Here is a 3,410-nt window from a genome sequence, read left to right as displayed (position 1 = left end):
GCCGAACGCTTGTCGCGCCACCTCGAGAATGTGCGCCCGATTATGCTGCGCGTCCCTGCGCAGGGCTGACGCGACCGAAAATTGCGACATTACTGACCTTGAACCCTTGAATACCGGAGACACTCTCCGTATCTAAAAGCCGAATCGGAGAGAGTCTCCATATAGCCCCCGGTCGATTATTCTAACAGGTCGGCATTAGCGAGCGAAACGAGGACACGATGATCAGGCAGATGATACCGGCATGCATCCGGACAACGGGCACCGCAACCTGCCTGGCGCCTGGCGCGCGCCGTCAGTAGATGCCGCGAGCTATACGAGTTTCGAGGCGGACTGCTCCGTCGGCAGCACCGCCCTGCGCGACCCTCTGGATGTCCGCTCAATACGGAATAGATCCGCGCACCATGCGCTGAGCAACCGGGCACGCCCGCCTACTGCACGGAACTGACGTTGCCTGATCTTCAGGATGCGCTGTCCACGGCGGAAAAGGCGCGCGCACCCGGAATTCGCGACGCGCTGATCAAGGGCTTCATCGAGGCGACGCCTCCCCTCCGCCACGAGCAGATCGTAGCCCGCAACCGTGAAGTCACCGCCCGCCGATGAGAAACTTCTCCGGTTCCGGTCCGAGGTGGACCAATAAGACTGTCCAAGAATTCCTTCTGTTTGTCGGGAGCAACCTGAGGGACGACGATGACGAGGTAATTTGCGACAAAGGTGAAATCCCCCTTGATGATGCGAGGCATCAGCTCCTGCGCGCGGCATGCTCCGCTGCTCAACCAGCCATAGCGCCTGACTGGCGGCAGGAGGTTAGCCGCCGCCGCCCATGGTTACGGACATAAAGGCCCGGAAGGCCGCAGCCGCCGGTTCGATTGATCTGTCACGCGACCAGGCAAGGCCAACGTCCATAGTGGGGATGGGCTCGACAAGCCCGCGCACTTCGATGCGCTGCCCCTCCAAGGACCAGGGGCGGTAAACCATGTCGGACAGGACAGTGACCCCCATGCCGGCAGCCACGAGCGACCGCACGGCCTCGACCGAACTGGTGGTAAGGACGGCGCGGAGCGAAAGGCCCGCGGCATCCCAGTAACGGGCGGCCGTCGTGCGTGCCTCGTCAACCGTCAGCATGACATAATCTTCCGCCGCCACATCGGCGAGGCTGATCTCCTGCCGCGCGAGGAGGTGATGATCAGCCGAAAGCCAGAGCCGGCGGTTCGACCGCATCAAGACCTCCTGCGCCAACTCCTTGGTGTGCTCCAGGTTCGACACCAGCATCACGGCCATGTCGATGTCCCCGCACATCAACCCGCTTTCGAGAGCGTCTCGGGGCAGTTCCAGCACCTCGACCTCGATCTCGGGATAGGTCTTTCGAAAGCGCGCGTAGTGGCGCGACATGTAGTAGCCGACGACCGTGTAGGTCATGCCCAGCCGCAGCTTGCCCGCCAGGCCTTTCCTATCGCGCAACGGGCTTCGGACGGCGGCAGCGACGGCCCCGGTGATAACACGCGCATGTTCAAGAAACCGCGCGCCCTCCATCGTCAGTCTTACGCCAGCGTGGTTACGCTCCAAAAGCCGTACGCCCAGGTCAGCCTCAAGCGTCTTTATCGCCGCAGTGACCGCCGATTGCGAGATGTTGAGTTCCACCGCGGCATGACTGACCTGTCCGCTCTCGGCGGTCGCGATAAAATAATCCAGCTGTTTCAAGGTGATGGTCATGGTGCGCCCTGGCCCAGAACCATTATCTGTTTTTTTGATATGACAATCAATAAACTACTATTTCACAAATGCCCTCGCATGCGCAAAAAATGCTGCAACGCCGCAAAGACGGCAGCTTCGAGGGGTAACAATGTGATGGCGGTGACGCTAAACTGCGACATGGGCGAAAGCTTTGGCCTCTACAAGGTTGGCGATGATATGGGCATGATGCCCATCATCGACGTTGCCAATGTCGCCTGTGGTTTTCACGCTTCCGATCCGGATCACATGCACACCGCCGTCCGCAGCGCCAAGGCGAGTGGCGTAAAGATCGGCGCCCATCCAGGCTTGCCCGACATTCAGGGTTTCGGCCGGCGCGAGATGCGGATGACCCGCGAAGAAGTCAGAAACACCATCATTTACCAGGTGGGAGCGCTTGCCGGCTTCCTCAAGGCCGAGGGTGTGGAACTCCACCACATCAAGCCGCATGGCAGCCTCTACTTCATGGCCATGCAGCAGGAGGCAATAGCCCATGGCGTGTGCGACGCGGCAGAGATTTTCGGCGTACCCCTCTTCGGCATGACGGGCACCCTGCATGAGAAGATCTATCAAGAGCGCGGTATCCCATTTGTCGCTGAGTTCTATGCCGATCTCGACTACGATGCCTCCGGCAAGCTGATCTTGACACGCGTTCATGACGCCAAGGACCCCGCAGAGATGGCCGAGCGGTGCGTACGCGCCATCAGGGAGGGCGAGGGCACGGCAGAGGACGGCAGTTTCTTCCCTGTACGCTGCGAAACCATCTGCGTGCATTCCGATACGCCGAACGCCATCGAAATAGCCCGGGCCGTGCGCACCGCAATCGCCCCCTGGCACTGAACTCGACCGAACCCGCCCGCGCGGGCGGTTCCAGATTAGTCTGTCCGCAGTTTTCCGGAGCTTTTTATGGCCCAGATTCTTTCACCTCTTCCCGGCACTTTTTATCGCAGCGCTTCGCCAGACCAGCCGCCATACAAGGCGGATGGCGACGCGGTGTCCGCCGGAGACGTAATCGGTCTCATCGAAGTGATGAAGTCGTTCCACGAAGTGAGGGCCGAGACGGCCGGTACGAACATCCGCTTCATTGCCGACAATGAGGATCCCATCATGGCCGGCGCACCTATTGCGGATCTCGACTGATGCTGAAAAAGCTTCTGGTTGCCAACCGGGGCGAGATAGCGGTCAGGATCATCCGGGCCGCGCAAGATCTGGGGATCGCCACCGTGGCGGTGTATTCGGCCGCAGACGCCGAGTCGCTCCACGTCCAGCTTGCGGACGAAGCGGTCAACATCGGCCCACCAGCTGCAAAGAAGTCCTATCTCAATGTCGAAGCAATTCTGAAGGCTGCCCGCGACACCGGTTGCGACAGTGTTCATCCAGGCTATGGGTTCCTTGCCGAGAATGCCGCGTTTTCCGACGCGGTCACAGGCGCTGCATTGGTCTTCGTCGGCCCGTCGGGAGATGCGATCCGGATGATGGGAGACAAGGTCTCGGCGCGATCGGCCGCTGCCGCTGCAGGTGTCCCCGTCGTGCCAGGCTCGGCTGGCCGGGTCGAGGGCCTCGAGGCTGGCCACGAGGTGCTGACCGCAACCGGTTTTCCGGTGATGATCAAGGCGGCGGCAGGCGGCGGCGGGCGGGGCCTCCGCATTGCGAACTCGCTTGCCGAGTTCGAACAAGCTTTT

5 protein-coding genes are annotated in these 3,410 nt (G+C 61.1%); 4 read left to right on the top strand and 1 reads right to left on the bottom strand.

All coding sequences use genetic code 11. The annotated features are described in order from the left end of the window. Nucleotides 1-447: 447 nt before the first annotated feature. Nucleotides 448-600 carry a hypothetical protein gene (locus EN879_RS28785; protein ID WP_244514267.1) on the top strand — a complete coding sequence of 51 codons (153 nt, stop codon included), beginning with the start codon at nt 448-450 and terminating at the stop codon, nt 598-600. A 204-nt stretch (nt 601-804) separates the two neighbouring features. On the opposite strand, the gene EN879_RS28775 is transcribed toward EN879_RS28785, so the two are convergent. Continuing rightward, nucleotides 805-1,710, bottom strand: coding sequence for a LysR family transcriptional regulator (locus tag EN879_RS28775; protein WP_013533150.1), 906 nt, complete (start codon nt 1,708-1,710; stop codon nt 805-807). Nucleotides 1,711-1,845: 135 nt separating this feature from the next. Here EN879_RS28775 and EN879_RS28770 point away from each other — a divergent pair, with 135 nt between their 5' ends. The 3 genes from EN879_RS28770 to EN879_RS28760 form a co-directional block, all read left to right on the top strand. Further along, complete coding sequence (locus EN879_RS28770; protein WP_024502406.1) at nt 1,846-2,568, top strand: LamB/YcsF family protein; 723 nt, start codon at nt 1,846-1,848, stop codon at nt 2,566-2,568. A gap of 66 nt (nt 2,569-2,634) precedes the next feature. Further along, nucleotides 2,635-2,868, top strand: a complete 234-nt coding sequence (locus tag EN879_RS28765) for an acetyl-CoA carboxylase (protein ID WP_013533152.1) — start codon at nt 2,635-2,637, stop codon at nt 2,866-2,868. Continuing rightward, the coding region (locus EN879_RS28760; protein ID WP_281034610.1) for a biotin carboxylase N-terminal domain-containing protein at nt 2,868-3,410 on the top strand (543 nt) is incomplete at its 3' end. The genes EN879_RS28765 and EN879_RS28760, both read left to right, overlap by 1 nt.

Origin of the sequence: Mesorhizobium sp. M7A.F.Ca.AU.002.02.1.1 (assembly GCF_003998535.1) — a bacterium.
Classification (GTDB): Bacteria; Pseudomonadota; Alphaproteobacteria; order Rhizobiales; family Rhizobiaceae; genus Mesorhizobium; species Mesorhizobium ciceri.
Note: the sequence above shows the minus strand (reverse complement) of the source record. Positions and strands in the feature narration are given on the sequence as shown.